This is a genomic window from Streptomyces adustus, assembly GCF_009377175.1.
Lineage (GTDB): Bacteria > Actinomycetota > Actinomycetes > Streptomycetales > Streptomycetaceae > Streptomyces > Streptomyces adustus.
Genome location: NZ_VJZD01000118.1, coordinates 1 through 15,695, shown reverse-complemented (window position 1 = coordinate 15,695; position 15,695 = coordinate 1). Strand labels below are relative to the sequence as shown.

Annotated in this window: 12 protein-coding genes; 4 read left to right on the top strand and 8 right to left on the bottom strand. The window is 71.7% G+C overall.

The genetic code is table 11. The annotated features are described in order from the left end of the window. Position 1: 1 nt before the first annotated feature. Positions 2-949, bottom strand: coding sequence for a DUF4097 family beta strand repeat-containing protein (locus FNH09_RS25980; RefSeq protein WP_152892120.1), 948 nt, complete (start codon positions 947-949; stop codon positions 2-4). Between the two features lie 163 nt (positions 950-1,112). Between FNH09_RS25980 and FNH09_RS25975 the strand changes: the two genes are divergently transcribed. Beyond that, positions 1,113-2,039, top strand: coding sequence for a hypothetical protein (locus FNH09_RS25975; protein WP_152892118.1), 927 nt, complete (start codon positions 1,113-1,115; stop codon positions 2,037-2,039). Between the two features lie 111 nt (positions 2,040-2,150). On the opposite strand, the gene FNH09_RS25970 is transcribed toward FNH09_RS25975, so the two are convergent. The 5 genes from FNH09_RS25970 to FNH09_RS25950 form a co-directional block, all read right to left on the bottom strand. Then, complete coding sequence (locus FNH09_RS25970; protein WP_019075209.1) at positions 2,151-2,333, bottom strand: DUF6104 family protein; 183 nt, start codon at positions 2,331-2,333, stop codon at positions 2,151-2,153. Between the two features lie 133 nt (positions 2,334-2,466). Continuing rightward, complete coding sequence (locus tag FNH09_RS25965) at positions 2,467-6,285, bottom strand: multifunctional oxoglutarate decarboxylase/oxoglutarate dehydrogenase thiamine pyrophosphate-binding subunit/dihydrolipoyllysine-residue succinyltransferase subunit (RefSeq protein ID WP_162469101.1); 3,819 nt, start codon at positions 6,283-6,285, stop codon at positions 2,467-2,469. 291 nt (positions 6,286-6,576) lie between these two features. Further along, entirely contained in the window at positions 6,577-7,689 is a 1,113-nt protein-coding gene (locus FNH09_RS25960; RefSeq protein WP_152892116.1) for a HAMP domain-containing sensor histidine kinase, read from the bottom strand. Then, positions 7,686-8,426, bottom strand: coding sequence for a response regulator transcription factor (locus tag FNH09_RS25955; RefSeq protein ID WP_152892114.1), 741 nt, complete (start codon positions 8,424-8,426; stop codon positions 7,686-7,688). The genes FNH09_RS25960 and FNH09_RS25955 overlap by 4 nt, the downstream gene beginning before the upstream one ends. Before the next feature lie 123 nt (positions 8,427-8,549). Further along, positions 8,550-9,257, bottom strand: a complete 708-nt coding sequence (locus tag FNH09_RS25950; protein WP_152892112.1) for a spermidine synthase family protein — start codon at positions 9,255-9,257, stop codon at positions 8,550-8,552. A 247-nt stretch (positions 9,258-9,504) separates the two neighbouring features. On the opposite strand from FNH09_RS25950, the gene FNH09_RS25945 reads away from it, so the two are divergent. After that, a complete protein-coding gene (locus tag FNH09_RS25945) occupies positions 9,505-10,470 on the top strand; it encodes a rhomboid-like protein (RefSeq protein WP_338017685.1) in 966 nt (321 codons plus the stop codon). A gap of 18 nt (positions 10,471-10,488) precedes the next feature. Here the strand turns inward: FNH09_RS25945 and FNH09_RS25940 are convergent, their stop codons facing one another. Continuing rightward, the gene (locus FNH09_RS25940; protein ID WP_152892110.1) at positions 10,489-11,280 is read right to left on the bottom strand and encodes a GNAT family N-acetyltransferase; all 792 of its coding nucleotides are present in this window, start codon (positions 11,278-11,280) and stop codon (positions 10,489-10,491) included. Between the two features lie 254 nt (positions 11,281-11,534). Here FNH09_RS25940 and lon point away from each other — a divergent pair, with 254 nt between their 5' ends. Further along, the gene (gene lon, locus FNH09_RS25935; protein ID WP_152892108.1) at positions 11,535-13,949 is read left to right on the top strand and encodes an endopeptidase La; all 2,415 of its coding nucleotides are present in this window, start codon (positions 11,535-11,537) and stop codon (positions 13,947-13,949) included. Between the two features lie 146 nt (positions 13,950-14,095). Here lon and FNH09_RS25930 read toward each other — a convergent pair whose 3' ends face one another. Beyond that, complete coding sequence (locus FNH09_RS25930) at positions 14,096-14,917, bottom strand: lysozyme (protein ID WP_152892106.1); 822 nt, start codon at positions 14,915-14,917, stop codon at positions 14,096-14,098. A gap of 236 nt (positions 14,918-15,153) precedes the next feature. On the opposite strand from FNH09_RS25930, the gene FNH09_RS25925 reads away from it, so the two are divergent. Next, positions 15,154-15,645 carry a MarR family winged helix-turn-helix transcriptional regulator gene (locus FNH09_RS25925; RefSeq protein WP_338017684.1) on the top strand — a complete coding sequence of 164 codons (492 nt, stop codon included), beginning with the start codon at positions 15,154-15,156 and terminating at the stop codon, positions 15,643-15,645. Positions 15,646-15,695 lie beyond the last annotated feature (50 nt).

Here is a 15,695-nt window from a genome sequence, read left to right as displayed (position 1 = left end):
CTCAGAGCACCTTCTTGTCGGTCGTGCCGTCGGTCGTGCCGTCCTCGGGGGCGCCGCTCGTGCCGTCGGCCGGGCGGGGGCCCTCGTCCGGGCCGCCGGGCGCGGGTGCCGCCGCCGCCCGCGCCTCCCACGGTTCGTCCTCCGCGGGGGGCCGCCGCAGCAGGGCGATGGACCCGGAGACCGTCGTCGCCTTCAGTCGGCCGTTGCCCGCGCCGAGCCGCCCCGTGATCCGCTTGGCGCCCCACTGGCCGCTGACCCGGAGGTCCTCGAAGGCGTTGGAGACGGTGCCGCTCGCGGTGTTCGCCTCCACCTGCGCGTCCGCCGGGTGGGGCAACCGGATGGCGATCTCACCGGAGACGCTGGTCAGGCTGATCTCCGCGGGGCTGCTGGTCGAGTCGACATCGACGATCATCGAGCCGCTCACCGAGTCGGCCTTCACACAGGACCCCGCGGCCTCGACCACGGTCAGGTCGCCCGAGACGGAGTGGAAGCGCAGATCCCCGCTGAGGGCCTGGGCCTCCACGTTCCCCGAGACGGTGTCCGCGCGGACCGGGCCCGCCAGTCCCACCAGTGTGGTGTCGCCGCTGACCCCCTTCACCTCGGCCTGTCCGTCGATGCCGGAGACCACGGCGGTGGCCCCGACGACACCCACCTCGACCCGGGTGCGGGCCGGCACCGCCAGGGAGACGACGGCGCTGCGCCGCCAGCCCTTGTGGTCCAGCCACTTCAGGAAGCCCTTCCAGGGCAGGTCCTCGTACGCCACCGTCAAGGTGCCGTTCTGCTGGGTGACGACCAGGGGCGGGCCCTCGACCTCGGACACCTCGAGGCGGGCGGAACCTTCGTCCGTGCCCACGACGTTCACTGTTCCGTTGACGATGCGCACGTGCAGATCGCTCACCGGCTCGTCGAAGGTGAGCTTCCTCGGCTCTGCGACGGACCACTCGGGCATGGTGCGGACCTCCAGGACGGCAAGAACGCGCCATATCGCGTCTCCTTCAAACACGATATATCGCGGACGTCGAAAGTCAAGACACGTCGAGACACCCGTTCCAGGCACCCGTTCTGGCGATCACCGATCACACAGAGCTGTGGACAGGCTCTAGCGTGTGAACATGCCGTCGGATGACTTCGGGCCGCGTGCCCGGCCGGCCCGGCCCGACCCGGGCGCCCTGCTGCTCTGCCGGGCGGACCCCGGTGCCGTCGCCCCCACCGCGTGCCTGCTGCGCGACCGTGTCCTGCTCACGTCGGCCGGTCCGCGGTGGAGTGTCCTCGTACCCGCGGGCCGGCCGTGGCGGCGCGAGGGCGAACCGGTCGACCGCGTCGCCACCGGCTGGGCGACCGCGCTCGCCGTCGGCGCGCCCTGGCCCGTCCTGGCGCTGTGGTGGGACGCGGACCGGGCCGGGTACACCCTCGCGTCCGGTTACCGCCGCCCCGTCGGCTACATCTGGCTCACGGACGGCACCCCGGTCGGCGAGGAGGAGGCCATGCGCACCTTCGCGGCCCGCCTGGGCCTCGACCCGGCCGCCGACCTGCCGCTCCTGGAAGCCCTGACCCGATCCGGCCCCGGCTTCGGCCCCGGCCCGGGTCCCGGCCCCGGTTTCGGGGTCGACGCCCGTGCCCGGCTGGACGGACTGCTGGCGGTTCTCGTCCGGGCGGGGGTCGACCTGCCGCCGGGGCTCACGCCCGGTGAGTCCGTCGACCGCCTTCGGGAGGCGGCCCGGTCCCGCCCCGGCGTACAGGAGATCCGGGAGCCCGGCCGGGCGGGCTCGCCGCGCCCGGCGTCCACCCTCACGGACCCCGGGCCGGGGTCGCCCGGTACCGCCGGGCGCGGGGACGAGCGCGGTCTTCCGGGCCCGTTGCTCCCCTACGCGGGCAGTCCCGGAGCCCGGGTCCTCGCCCTCGCCCAGGTGGTGGCGGGTCTCCCGCTCACCGCCTGGGGCCTGCGGCGCCGCGACGGCGGCTGGATCGCCTCGGGCACGCTGCTCATGGCCCACGGGGCGCTGGGACTGCTGTACGACCTGGGCAGGCCCCGCGACTGACGGCCACAGGGGGCAGGTGAGGCCGTCCCGCGGCCCGCCGCGGGACGGCCCGCAACCGCACCACCTCACCCGCGAGGGTGAAGGGAGCGGGAGCAGAAGCCGTAGGGACGCCTACTCGTCGTCGTCCTCGTCGTCCAGCCGGGCCAGCCACGTCGCCAGACGCTCCACCGGCACCTCGAAGTCCGGGTTGAGATCGACGAACGTACGCAGCTGCTCGGCGAGCCACTCGAAGGTGACCTCCTCCTCGCCCCGGCGCTTCTCGAGCTCCTCGATGCCGCGGTCGGTGAAGTACACGAATGCTCCGCAAAGAACTGGGCGTCAACGACCCCTCCAGGCTATCCCGCCCGGTGGGGGAACGAACGCGGCCCCGTCCCCGGCCACAAGGGCTGGGGACGGGGCCGCGAGGCGTCCGGTGGGTGCGAGGGGCTTACGCCTCGAACACCTCACGCACCAGCTGCTCCTGCTCCGCCTGGTGCCGCTTCGCCGAGCCCACCGCCGGGGACGACGAGTGCGGGCGCGAGATACGGCGCAGACGCTCGCCGTGCGGCACGTCCGCGCCGACGGCCAGGTCCAGGTGGTCGATCAGGTTCAGGGCGATGAACGGCCAGGCACCCTGGTTGGCCGGCTCCTCCTGGGCCCAGAGGTACTTCTCGGCGTTCGGGTACTTGGCGATCTCGGCCTGGAGCTCGGCACCCGGCAGCGGGTACAGGCGCTCCAGACGGATGATCGCCGTCTCGGCGGCCGCGGGGTCCGAGGCGCCACGCTTCTGCCGCTCGGCCTCCAGGTCGTAGTAGACCTTGCCGGCGCAGAAGACGACCTTCTTCACCGCGGCCGGGTCGGCCTTCGCGTCGCCGATGACCGGGCGGAACTGGCCGCTCGTGAACTCCTCCGCCTTCGAGGCCGCGGCCTTCAGACGCAGCATCGACTTCGGGGTGAAGACGATCAGCGGCTTGTGGTGCGGGTTGTGCACCTGCCACCGCAGGAGGTGGAAGTAGTTCGACGGGAGCGTGGGCATCGCGACCGTCATGTTGTTCTGCGCGCACAGCTGGAGGAAACGCTCCGGGCGGGCGGACGAGTGGTCCGGGCCCTGGCCCTCGTAGCCGTGCGGGAGGAGCAGGGTGACGCCGGAGGTCTGGCCCCACTTCTGCTCCGACGCGGAGATGTACTCGTCGACGACCGTCTGCGCGCCGTTGACGAAGTCGCCGAACTGCGCCTCCCACATCACGAGCGCGTCGGGGCGGGCCAGCGAGTAGCCGTACTCGAAGCCCATCGCCGCGTACTCGGACAGCAGGGAGTTGTAGACGTTCAGGCGGGCCTGGTCCTCGGACAGGTACAGCAGCGGCGTGAAGTCCTCGCCCGTCTGACGGTCGATGATCACCGCGTGGCGCTGGCCGAACGTACCGCGCTGCGAGTCCTGGCCGGCCAGGCGCACCGGGACGCCCTCCAGCAGGAGGGAGCCGAAGGCGAGGGTCTCGCCCATGCCCCAGTCGATGGTGCCGTCCTCGACCATGGCCGCCCGGCGCTGGAGCTGCGGCAGCAGACGCGGGTGGACGGTGACGTGGTCGGGGATGTTGACCTGGGACTCGGCGATCCGCTTGACCGTCTCCGCGGACACCGCCGTGTTCACCGCGACCGGGAACTCGGCCTGCGGGTCGGACGGGGCGCTGGCGGTCGGCTGCGCGGTGGCCTCGCGGACCTCCGTGAAGACCTTCTCCAGCTGGCCCTGGTAGTCCTGGAGCGCCTGCTCGGCCTCTTCCAGGGTGATGTCGCCGCGACCGATGAGGGACTCGGTGTAGAGCTTGCGCACCGAGCGCTTCTTGTCGATCAGGTCGTACATCAGCGGCTGGGTGAAGGCCGGGTTGTCGGACTCGTTGTGACCGCGGCGGCGGTAGCACAGGAGGTCGATCACCACGTCCTTGTTGAACGCCTGGCGGAACTCGAAGGCCAGCCGCGCGACGCGGACCACGGCCTCCGGGTCGTCGCCGTTCACGTGGAAGATCGGGGCCTCGATCATGCGGGCCACGTCCGTCGCGTACATGGAGGAACGCGAGGACTCGGGGGCCGCGGTGAAGCCGACCTGGTTGTTGATGACGATGTGGACCGTGCCGCCGGTGCGGTAGCCCCGCAGCTGCGACATGTTCAGGGTCTCGGCCACCACGCCCTGGCCCGCGAAGGCCGCGTCGCCGTGGATCGCCACCGGCAGCACCGTGAAGTCCGTGCCGCCCTTGTTGATGACGTCCTGCTTGGCGCGGGCGATGCCCTCGATGATCGGGTCGACCGTCTCCAGGTGGGAGGGGTTCGCGGCCAGCGAGACCTTGATCTGCTCGCCGTCCAGGCCGGTGAAGGTGCCCTCGGCGCCCAGGTGGTACTTCACGTCGCCGGAGCCGTGCATCGACTTCGGGTCGAGGTTGCCCTCGAACTCGCGGAAGATCTGCGCGTACGACTTGCCGACGATGTTGGCGAGGACGTTCAGGCGGCCGCGGTGGGCCATGCCGATGACGACCTCGTCGAGGCGCGACTCGGCCGCGGAGTCGATCACCGCGTCGAGCAGCGGGATGACGGACTCGCCGCCCTCCAGGGAGAAGCGCTTCTGGCCGACGTACTTCGTCTGGAGGAAGGTCTCGAAGGCCTCCGCAGCGTTCAGCCGGCGCAGGATGCGCAGCTGCTCCTCGCGCTCCACGCGCGCGTGGGGGCGCTCGACGCGGTCCTGGATCCACTTGCGCTGCTTGGGGTCCTGGATGTGCATGAACTCGATGCCGGTGGTGCGGCAGTACGAGTCGCGCAGCACGCCGAGGATGTCGCGCAGCTTCATCAGGGACTTGCCCGAGAAACCGCCGACCGCGAACTCGCGCTCCAGGTCCCACAGGGTGAGCCCGTGCTCGGTGATGTCCAGGTCGGGGTGCTTGCGCTGGCGGTACTCCAGCGGGTCGGTGTCGGCCATGACGTGGCCGCGGACCCGGTAGGAGTGGATCAGCTCGAAGACGCGGGCGGCCTTGGTGACGTCGTCGTCGTGGCTGGCGTCGATGTCCTTGAGCCAGCGGACCGGCTCGTAGGGGATGCGCAGCGAGGCGAAGATGCCGTCGTAGAAGCCCTGCTCGCCGAGCAGGAAGTTCGCGACGATCCGCAGGAACTCGCCGGAGGCCGCGCCCTGGATCACCCGGTGGTCGTAGGTCGACGTGAGCGTCATGACCTTCGAGATGCCGAGCTTGTTCAGGGTGTCCTGGGAGGTGCCCTGGAACTCCGCGGGGTAGTCCATGGAGCCGACGCCCATGATGACCGACTGGCCGGGCATCAGACGCGGGACCGAGTGGACGGTGCCGAGGCCGCCGGGGTTGGTCAGGGAGACCGTGACACCGGTGAAGTCGTCCATCGTCAGCTTGCCGTCGCGGGCGCGGCGGACGATGTCCTCGTAGGCCTGCCAGAACTCGAAGAAGTTCAGCGTCTCGGCCTTCTTGATGCCGGCGACGACGAGCTGGCGGTCGCCGTTCGGCTTCACCAGGTCGATGGCGAGACCGAAGTTGACGTGCGCGGGCTTGACGAGGGTGGGCTTCCCGTCCTTCTCCGCGTAGTGCCAGTTCATCGACGGCATGGCCTTGATGGCCTGCACCATCGCGAAGCCGATCAGGTGCGTGAAGGAGATCTTCCCGCCCCGGGCGCGCTTGAGGTGGTTGTTGATGACGATGCGGTTGTCGAACAGGAGCTTCACCGGGACCGCACGCACGGACGTGGCCGTGGGCAGCTCCAGGGAGGCGTTCATGTTCTTGGCGACCGCGGCGGACGGACCGCGCAGCGTCACGAACTCGGGACCCTCCGGGGCCTCGGCGGCCGGAGCGGCCTTCGCCTTGGCGGCCGGGGCCGCGGCGGCGGGCTTCGCCGGAGCCGCGGCGGGCGCCGGAGCGGCGGCCGCGGGCTTCGCGGGAGCCTGGGCCGGCGCGGGAACCGCCGGGGCGGCCGGAGCCGCGGCGGCGGGCGCGGGCTGGGCCGGGGCGACGGGTGCCGGGGCGGCGGCGCCTGCGGCCCCCGCGGCCGCAGTGCCCGCCGGAGCCGGGGAGGTAGCCGTCCCCGGCTTGTAGTCGGCGAAGAAGTCCCACCAGGCACGGTCTACCGAGTTCGGGTCCTGGAGGTACTGCTGATAGATCTCGTCGACGAGCCACTCGTTGGGGCCGAACGCGGCAGCGGGGTTCTTGCCCGCTTGGTCTGCGTCGGTCGAGAGGCTCGATGCGTTACTGGGGGACTGTGGCGACACGGCGGCAACCGCCCTCTTCCGCTTCACAAGGTGATGGACAGCGGGAATAAAGGCTACGCCCCCACGGCCGGGAAGGTCAGGTCGGGCCGGTTCAACGTCGCGTAAGTCACACCGGAAAGTGTGTTTCGGGGCCGGAAATGGCGGGAAACACATGTGGTTCCGCTACGTAGGTGAGGTATCCGGGTTCGTCGAAGAAGGCCTCGCACGTCGTTGACGTGGGCCTGTGCCTGATCACACGTGTCCGTCAGCGCGGACGCTCGTGGATCTTGTGGCTCCGGTTTGCACTTTACGTCAACTTGGCACGGATGACAGTCCCGGGAGAGTGACGATGATCCTGCACCCCCGGTCGGATTCGGCCACGCCGATGCGGCCGCCGTGCAGATCCACCGCCCACCGGGCGATCGCCAGCCCCAGTCCCGTACCGCCGTCGCTGCCCGGGCCGTGCGGCCGGCGCACGGTTCCCCGGTTGAACCGCTCGAAGACGCGGTGCCACTCCGAGCGCGGTATGCCGGGCCCCTCGTCCAGGACCTCCAGCTCCAGCGACTCCGGCAGCGTCCCGCGCCGCGCCCGGACCGTCACCCGGCCGTGCGGCGGGCTGTGCTTGACCGCGTTGTCGATGAGGTTGGCCACGACCTGGTGGATGCGCTCGGGGTCCGCGTGCGCGGTCAGCTCCGGCGGGGACACGTCCAGGTGGAGATGGACGTCCGTACGGGTGTGGCTGCCGGAGCCCGAGGCCATGCTCGCGCGCGCGGAGGCGACCATGTTCGCCTCCTTCAGCACCCCGGACAGATACGGCCAGACCTCGAAACGCCGCTGGCGCAGCGGTACGACGCCGTTGTCGAGCCGGGACAGGTCCAGCAGCGTCTCCACCAGGCGCCCGAGCCGCTCGGTCTGCTTCAGGGCGGTGCGCATCGTCTCGGTGTCCGCCACCGAGATGCCGTCCACGACGTTCTCCAGCACCGCGCGCAGCCCCGCGATGGGCGTCCGCAGCTCGTGCGAGACGTTGGCCACCAGTTCCTTGCGGTGCAGGTCCTGCGCTTCCAGCTCGTCGGCCATGACGTTGATCGTCTGCGCCAGGTTGCCGAGCTCGTCCCGGCGTTTCTCGCTCACCCGGCGGGTGTAGTCGCCGTGCGAGATGGACCGGGCGACCGTGTTCATCTCGTCCAGCGGCGCGGTGAGCGAGTGCGCCACGAACTGCGTGATGAGCAGTGTGGCGATCATCGAGAAGACCGTGATGAAGCGCAGTTCGGTCTTGGTGTGCACCGCGATCATCGACAGGCCGGTCGTGATCAGCACCGATATGACGACCAGCGCACCCAGCTTGGTCTTGATCGAGAACGGGCGTACGCCGCCCCAGGGCTCGCCTCCGGGGCTCTTCCGTGCGGCCGACCGCCCGTCGCTCATGGCGTCGGGGTCTCCAGCGCGTAGCCCACACCGTGCACGGTGCGGATCCGCTCGGCGCCGATCTTCCGGCGCAGCGCCTTGATGTGGCTGTCGACGGTACGGGTGCCGGAGGCGTCCGCCCAGTCCCACACCTCCGCCAGCAGCTGCTCACGGGAGAGCACCGCGCGCGGGGTGTTCGCCAGGCACACCAGCAGGTCGAACTCGGTGGGCGTCAGATGGACGTCCTCGCTGCGCACCCGGACCCGGCGCTGCGCGTGGTCGATCTCCAGCTCGCCGAGGCGCAGTATGCCGCTGCGCGGTGTCGAGGCGGCCACGACGGCCCGCTCGACCCGGCGCAGCAGCACATGGACCCGCGCGGCCAGCTCCCGCATCGAGAACGGCTTGGTCATGTAGTCGTCGGCGCCCACGCCGAGCCCGACCAGCATGTCGGTCTCGTCGTCACGCGCGGTCAGCATCAGCACCGGCACCGGCCGCTGGGCCTGCACACGACGGCAGACCTCCAGACCGTCGAAGCCGGGCAGCATGATGTCGAGGATCAGCAGGTCGGGCTGCCATGCCTCGGCGGTGTCGACGGCCGCCGGGCCGTCGCCCGCGGTTTGCACCAGGAATCCCTCGGCGCGAAGTCGGGCCGCGATGGCTTCGACGATCGTCGCGTCGTCCTCGACCACCAGGACCCGCCGCTGGGCGCCCTGAGTCGCCGTGGCCGTCCCGTTGTGGGAGGTATGTGTCTGCTCCATCGCCCGCCCCTGAGTGTGCTCTCCGGAATCAGTGGGGTGATTCCTCGGTCTGCGCATGCTTGCGATTGACGCTTGAATGATCCGCGTCAGGGATGCAGCGTACGGGGAGTCACCGCGGCTTTGCTATCCAGGTCGGACGGCGAGGTGGACGACGTCCGGAACACCCCGGGCAACCGGCACCTCTTCGGTACGGACCTGCGTGAACCCGGCATTTCGCAAGGTTTCCTCGAATTCGGCAGACGGTTGCGCCGACCACACCGCCAGCACCCCGCCGGATCGCAGCGCCCGCGCGCAACTCGCCAGCCCGGCAGGGCCGTAGAGCCCTCGGTTGCCCTCGGTGACGGTCCAGTCCGGCCCGTTGTCGATGTCGAGGCACAGCGCGTCGAATGTGTCGTATGCCTCATTGATGTAGTCGAGCAGGTCCGCCCGGACGATCTCCGTGCGCGGGTCCGCGAGCGCCTCGCGGGTGGTCTCGGACAGAGGGCCCGAGCGGTGCCAGTCGATGACGGCGGGCTCGCGCTCCACGACGGTGATCCGGCCCCAGCGCGAGTCCGCGGCGGCGTGCGCCAGCGAGAACCCGACGCCCAGGCCGCCGACCAGCACGGCCGGCCGGCAGTGACCCCCGGTGACGGGCGGCCGGCGCGAGCCGTCGAGGGCGGCGAACGCCGCGTCGACGAGCAGCCGTTCCGAACGGCCGTCGGAGGTGTCCATCAGGAAGCAGCCGTTGGCGATGATCTGCAACAGCCCGCCCTGGCGGCGCAGTACGACCTCGCCGAACGGGCCCTCGCGGCGGTCCAGGACTTCGGGGGTGTCGTACGACGTGGGCGGCATCCGCCCATCCTGGCACTTTGCTGACGGACCGTTGGGGGATTTGCTCCGGTGCGGGGGCACACCCGAGTGGAGTCACCTCGGTACGCGAGCGCCGCCGCCGGGTACCGCTCCTGTGCCGCACCGCGCCGGGCCGGACGCGGGGGCCGCATTGGAGGTTGCTGTGAATCGGCGTGTGCGTGGCGCCGGTCATAGACAGTGACCCCGTGGTGCGCGAAGGGTGGGGGCGAACCGGAAGGAGCGCCTCACCGTGGAACGGACTGCGACCGCCGCCTCCCCGACGGATCCGGACGACTCCCTCTCGGGCCCACCGGGTCCGGACGCCCCGGCTGCGGGCCCGGCGCCCGCGGACACCTCCGGTCTGCTGGGCGGGATGCCGAGACAGTGGATCCCGGCCGTGGCGACCGTGTTCGAGACCCCGTACGCGACCACGTCCGAGGCTGCGTACGCGGCGGGTTCCGGGACGGTGCCCGAAGCGCGCCCGGCGGCTGGTCCGGCCGAGGGTTCGACCAGGAGGCCGGCCGAGGGGCCGACCGAAGCGCTGCCAGGAGGGCCGGCCGGAGGGTCGGCCGCGGGGGCGCGTCCGCGCCTGCGGCCCTGGCGGCTGCTCCCCACCCCGACCGGAACGCCGTTCGCCTTCGCCTTCACGGCCGTGCTCGCCGTCACCTCGCTGGTCACGGCCTACGCCGATCCCGCCCTGGTGCACACCCTCCACCAGGGCTCCAGCACGGACGTGGCGCACCTCCTGCGCACCCCCGTGCTGGTCCTGCTGGCGAGCGCGCTGTGGATCGCGGGCGGGGTCCTGTCCGTCTACGCGATCTGCTGTGTGCTCGTCCTCACCGCCCTGGAGCGGCGGATAGGAGGGCTGCGCACGGCCGGTGTCTTCCTGCTCGGGCACGTCACGGCGACCCTCGCCACCGAGGTTCCGGTGGGACTGGCCGTCCTGGCCGGGCATCTCCCCGTCAGCTCCCTGCATCGCCTCGACTACGGCATCAGCTTCGGAGTCGCCGCCGGTGTCGGCGCCCTGGCGGGCCTGCTCGTCCCGTGGCTGGGCCGGCCGGTGCTCGTGGTGTTCGCCGCGATGCTGGTGCGCGACCTGATCGGGTTCGCGGACCCGATGACGAACTGGGGGCACCTGATGTCCCTGGCGATCGGCTGCGCCACCTGGCCGCTGACCCGGCGCCTGCACCGCGACCGCGCCGCCGCGGCGCGCTGATCTCCCGCTGGACAGGCCCTATCGCGGCGACCACACGTAGGGGGTCGTCGTGGTCACCGCCCGGAAGCCGAGCCGGCGCAGGATGGGCTCGCTGTCGTCGGAGGCGTCCACGTGCAGATGGCGGACCCCGCGGGCGGCCGCGATCCCGGCGCGGGCGGCCAGCAGGGCGCGGTAGATCCCCCGGCCGCGCCACTCGGGCAGCGTGGAGCCGCCCGCGAGCGAGGCGAACTCGCTGCCGGGGCGGAAGGTCAGCCAGGCCGCGCAGACCACCTCGCCCCCTGCCTCGGCGACCAGGACGGCGATCTCCTCCGGGGCGCGGGCGACACGCCCGATCAGGTCGTCGGCGATCGAGCTCAGGTCCAGGCCCCAGACCGCCGTCTCCAGGGCCGCCACCCGGCGCAGGTCGGCGTCCGCGGTGACCTGGCGGACGGTGACCCCGTCCGGTGCGGCGGCCGCTTCCGCCGCCGACCGCGCCACGGATCCGATGAGCACCGTCTCCCGCGCCTCGGGCTCGAAGCCCGCCGCGCGCAGCCGGTCCGTGAGATCGGCCGGGCTGTCGTGCCCGCGGACCTTCCACTCCACCGCCTGCCCGCGGGCCGCGAAGAAGTCCCGCTGCCGTGCGATCAGCTCGTCGACCTCCCGGCCCCGCAGGCCGCCCAGATCGCGCGGTCCGCTGACGAAGCCGCGGAAGCCGAGGTCGAGGCGGAGCAGCGGGCCGTCGTACTCGTACGCGACTCCGGGCGGCGGGACGCTGCGCAGCTGTGCGTCGTAGGCGTCGAGCAGGCTCCGGGTCTCCTGGGTCTCCGTCATGGGGGAGAACGTACGGGCGGGGGCCCGGGCGCGGGCAACACCTTTTCGCGGGGCGTGCAGCGAGACACGGGCGGAGCCGTCGCGAGGAAAAGCGGAGGCGGGGAGGCGGAAGGAGACGGGGGCCGGTGGTGTTGTGCCGGTTGTCACCCGTGGCGGCAGAGCCGATCGCTCAGAGCGAACACCCGGCGGGGAACATTCGGGGGCTCAGGTGCATTGAGTCGGCATAGCTCAACTTGCATGCCGAAGGGGAGATCATGGCTTCGACGTCCACACCGCTCACTCTGCCTGTGCTGCCGCTCGACGACGAGGTCGTGCTGCCCGGAATGGTGGTGCCACTGGATCTGAACGACGCCGACGTACGGGCCGCGGTGGAGGCCGCCCAGGCCGCCGCGCGCTCGGAGCCCGGCAAGCCCAGGGTGCTGCTGGTGCCCCGGATCGACGGGGCGTACGCGGGCACCGGTGTGCTCGGCACCGTCGAGCAGGTGGGCCGGCTGGCCGACGGCGACCCGGGCGCGCTGATCCGCGGCCGCGGCCGCGTGCGCATCGGCGCTGGCACCACCGGACCGGGCGCGGCCCTGTGGGTCGAGGCGACCCGCATCGACGAGAGCGTCCCCGAGCCCCTGCCCGGCCAGGTCGCCGAACTGGTCAAGGAGTACAAGGCCCTGGCCACCGCCTGGCTGCGCAAGCGCGGCGCCTGGCAGGTCGTGGACCGCGTCCAGGCCATCGAGGACGTCTCCGCGCTCGCCGACAACTCCGGCTACTCGCCGTTCCTGACCACCGAGCAGAAGGTGGAGCTGCTGGAGACCACCGACCCGGTGGCCCGCCTGAAGCTCGCCACCCAGCAGCTGCGCGACCACCTCGCCGAGCAGGACGTGGCCGAGACGATCGCGAAGGACGTCCAGGAGGGCGTCGACAAGCAGCAGCGCGAGTTCCTGCTGCGGCGCCAGCTGGAGGCCGTGCGCAAGGAACTGCGCGAGCTGAACGGCGAGAAGGAGGGCGAGGAGTCCGACGACTACCGCGCCCGGGTCGAGGCCGCCGACCTGCCCGAGAAGGTCCGCGAGGCGGCCCTGAAGGAGGTCGACAAGCTGGAGCGCTCCAGCGACCAGTCGCCCGAGGGTTCCTGGATCCGCACCTGGCTCGACACCGTCCTCGAACTGCCCTGGAACGAGCGGACCGAGGACGCCTACGACATCCAGGGCGCCAAGGCGGTCCTGGACGCCGAGCACGCCGGTCTGGACGACGTGAAGGAGCGGATCACCGAGTACCTGGCGGTGCGCAAGCGCCGTACGGACCGCGGCCTGGGCGTCATCGGCGGCCGACGCGGCGGTGCCGTACTTGCCCTGGTGGGCCCGCCCGGCGTCGGAAAGACCAGTTTGGGCGAATCTGTCGCCCACGCCATGGGGCGCAAGTTCGTCCGGGTCGCCCTCGGCGGCGTCCGCGACGAGGCCGAGATCCGCGGCCACCGGCGTACGTACGTCGGCGCGCTGCCCGGCCGGATCGTGCGGGCGGTCAAGGAGGCCGGTTCCATGAACCCGGTGGTCCTGCTGGACGAGATCGACAAGGTGGGCTCCGACTTCCGCGGCGACCCGGCCGCGGCCCTGCTCGAAGTCCTCGACCCGGCCCAGAACCACACCTTCCGCGACCACTACCTGGAGGTCGAACTCGACCTCTCCGACGTGGTGTTCCTGGCCACCGCCAACGTGCTGGAAGCCATCCCGGAGGCGCTGCTGGACCGGATGGAGCTGGTCCGTCTGGACGGCTACACCGAGGACGAGAAGGTCGTCATCGCCCGGGACCACCTGCTGCCGCGCCAGCTGGAGCGGGCCGGACTCGGCGCCGACGAGGTGACCCTGGACGAGAGCGCGCTGCGCAAGCTCGCCGGCGAGTACACCCGTGAGGCGGGCGTGCGCACCCTGGAGCGGTCCCTGGCCCGGCTGCTGCGCAAGGTCGCGGCCCAGCACGAACTGGGCGAGCGGGAGCTTCCGCTCACCGTCACCGACGGCGATCTGCGCGCGCTGATCGGCCGGCCGCACCATGTGCCGGAGTCCGCGCAGGACCCGGCCGAGCGCCGCACGGCCGTCCCCGGTGTCGCCACCGGGCTCGCGGTCACCGGCGCGGGCGGCGACGTCCTGTTCGTCGAGGCGTCGCTGGCCGACCCGGAGACGGGCGCGGCGGGCCTGACCCTCACCGGTCAGCTGGGCGACGTGATGAAGGAGTCGGCGCAGATCGCGCTGAGCTTCCTGCGCTCGCACGGCGCCGAGCTGGAACTGCCGGTCGCCGATCTGAAGGACCGGGGCGTGCACATCCACTTCCCGGCGGGCGCGGTCCCCAAGGACGGCCCGAGCGCCGGCGTCACGATGACGACGGCCCTCGCGTCGCTGCTGTCCGGCCGGCTGGTCCGTACGGACGTGGCGATGACCGGCGAGGTCTCGCTGACCGGGCGGGTGCTGCCGATCGGCGGGGTGAAGCAGAAGCTGCTCGCCGCGCACCGGGCGGGGGTCACCACGGTGATCATCCCCAAGCGCAACGAGCCCGACCTGGACGACGTCCCGGCGGAGGTGCTGGACCGGCTCGACGTCCACGCCGTCACCGACGTCCGCCAGGTCCTGGAGCTGGCGCTGACGCCGGCCGTGAACGGCGCGTCGCCGGAGGTGCCGGTGGCGGCGTGAGGCCGGTGCCGGTGGCGGCGTGAGACCGGTGCCGGTCGGCGGGCACCGGACGAGGAGGGCCCGGGTCACCGTGAGGGCGACCCGGGCCTTCGCCCTGTGCGGACGCGGGGGCGCGAACGGACGCGGGTGCGGACGCGTCTCGCGGGTCAGCCGTTGGCGAGCGCGACCACCCGGTCCAGGGCCCCGTTGAACTTGTCGTGGTCGCCGACCGTCGGACCGGAGGACGTGTACTGCCACATCGTGTAGTACGGCCAGCCCGACGGCAGCGTCCCGACCTCCGAGGCGTACCGGGCGATCCACAGCGGGTTGGCCGAGGCGAAGCCGCCGTAGTCGCCGGTGCACTGCGTCCACCAGCTGGTGGCCGTGTAGATCACGGCGTCCCGGCCGGTGCGGGCCTTGTAGGTGTTCAGGAAGTCCGCGATCCAGCTCACCATCGCGCTGGTCGTCTTGCCGTAGCAGGCGGCGCCGTAGGGGTTCCACTCGATGTCGAGGGTGCCCGGCAGCGTCCTGCCGTCCTTGGACCAGCCGCCGCCGTGGTCGACGAAGTAGTTGGCCTGGGTGGCGCCGCTGGTGGTGTCGGGGGTGGCGAAGTGGTACGCGCCGCGGATCATGCCGACGTTGTAGGAGCCGTTGTACTGCTGGGCGAAGTACGGGTTCGTGTAGTACGTGCCTTCCGTGGCCTTGGTGTACGCCCACTTGACCCCGCTGCTCCACAGGGTCGACCAGGCGACGTTGCCCTGGTAGCCGGAGACGTCCACGCCCTCCGTCTGGGTGGCGAGGCCGGGCGCGGGGGAGCCGTGTGCGCCGTCGTGGCCGAGGACGCCGATGCCCATGCGGGCGGAGCCGCGGGCCGGGACGTCGGCCGCCTGCGCGGAGACGGGGACGGTGAGGGAGAAGGCGGCGAGCAGGAGCGCGACGGCGGCGGTGGCGGCGCGCGGGAGGATGGAGCCGGGTCTGTGCACGGGCATGACGTGCCTCCGAGGCTTGGTGGTGCGGGGGGAGGGGCCGGATCGGATCACCCACGTTTCTGGCGTGGGCATGCCATGCGTTGCCTGGTGAAGACGCTACGCACGTAGAAGAGGTACTGGGAAGGGGGTCCGGATGACGCCGTTGGTCTACGCCTGCGAAATACTGGCGGAGCTGCGGCGATGGCGGATTCTGGCGATAACTTTCAGGATCGGGAAACCGGATCAGGGGTGCTGACGTGCACGAGCGCGGAAACGGCAACGCGCGTCGAGATGACGCGCAGACGTCGCGAATTGGTGTGGACCAGGAATTTCTGTCCCTGGAACGCGAGTTGACGATGCTGTTGCGGCGCGCCAGGGCCAGCCAGGGCGAGATGGCCCGCGAGGTCCACCCGGACCTCGAACCCGCCGCCTACGGACTCCTCGTACGGCTGGAGGAGTGCGGACGGCTGCGCGCCACGGAACTCGCCGGATACATCGGTGTCGGCAAGGCCACCATGTCCCGTCAGTTGCGTGCCCTGGAGCAGCTCGGCCTGGTCGCCCGTGAGCCCGACCCGGCGGACGGCCGTGCCTGGCTGGTGGACCTCACCCCGGAGGGCCGCAGCAGGGTCGGCAAGGTGCGCGAGGCCCGCAGGATGCGGTACGTGAACCAGCTCGCGCACTGGGACCGCGGCGAGGTCGCCGAACTGGCCCGGCTGCTCCAGCAGCTGAACCGCGGCATGGAGCGCTGACGGCCGCCGCGCCCCGCCCGGGGCGCGCGGCCCCCGCCCCACCATGCGCC

What these genes read in the sequence shown, in the direction of transcription:
- FNH09_RS25980 (WP_152892120.1), bottom strand. Translation starts at nt 949, where the DNA reads ATGCCCGAGTGGTCCGTCGCAGAGCCGAGGAAGCTCACCTTCGACGAG.
- FNH09_RS25975 (WP_152892118.1), top strand. Translation starts at nt 1,113, where the DNA reads ATGCCGTCGGATGACTTCGGGCCGCGTGCCCGGCCGGCCCGGCCCGAC.
- FNH09_RS25960 (WP_152892116.1), bottom strand. Translation starts at nt 7,689, where the DNA reads ATGAGCGACGGGCGGTCGGCCGCACGGAAGAGCCCCGGAGGCGAGCCC.
- FNH09_RS25955 (WP_152892114.1), bottom strand. Translation starts at nt 8,426, where the DNA reads ATGGAGCAGACACATACCTCCCACAACGGGACGGCCACGGCGACTCAG.
- FNH09_RS25950 (WP_152892112.1), bottom strand. Translation starts at nt 9,257, where the DNA reads ATGCCGCCCACGTCGTACGACACCCCCGAAGTCCTGGACCGCCGCGAG.
- FNH09_RS25940 (WP_152892110.1), bottom strand. Translation starts at nt 11,280, where the DNA reads ATGACGGAGACCCAGGAGACCCGGAGCCTGCTCGACGCCTACGACGCA.
- lon (WP_152892108.1), top strand. Translation starts at nt 11,535, where the DNA reads ATGGCTTCGACGTCCACACCGCTCACTCTGCCTGTGCTGCCGCTCGAC.
- FNH09_RS25930 (WP_152892106.1), bottom strand. Translation starts at nt 14,917, where the DNA reads ATGCCCGTGCACAGACCCGGCTCCATCCTCCCGCGCGCCGCCACCGCC.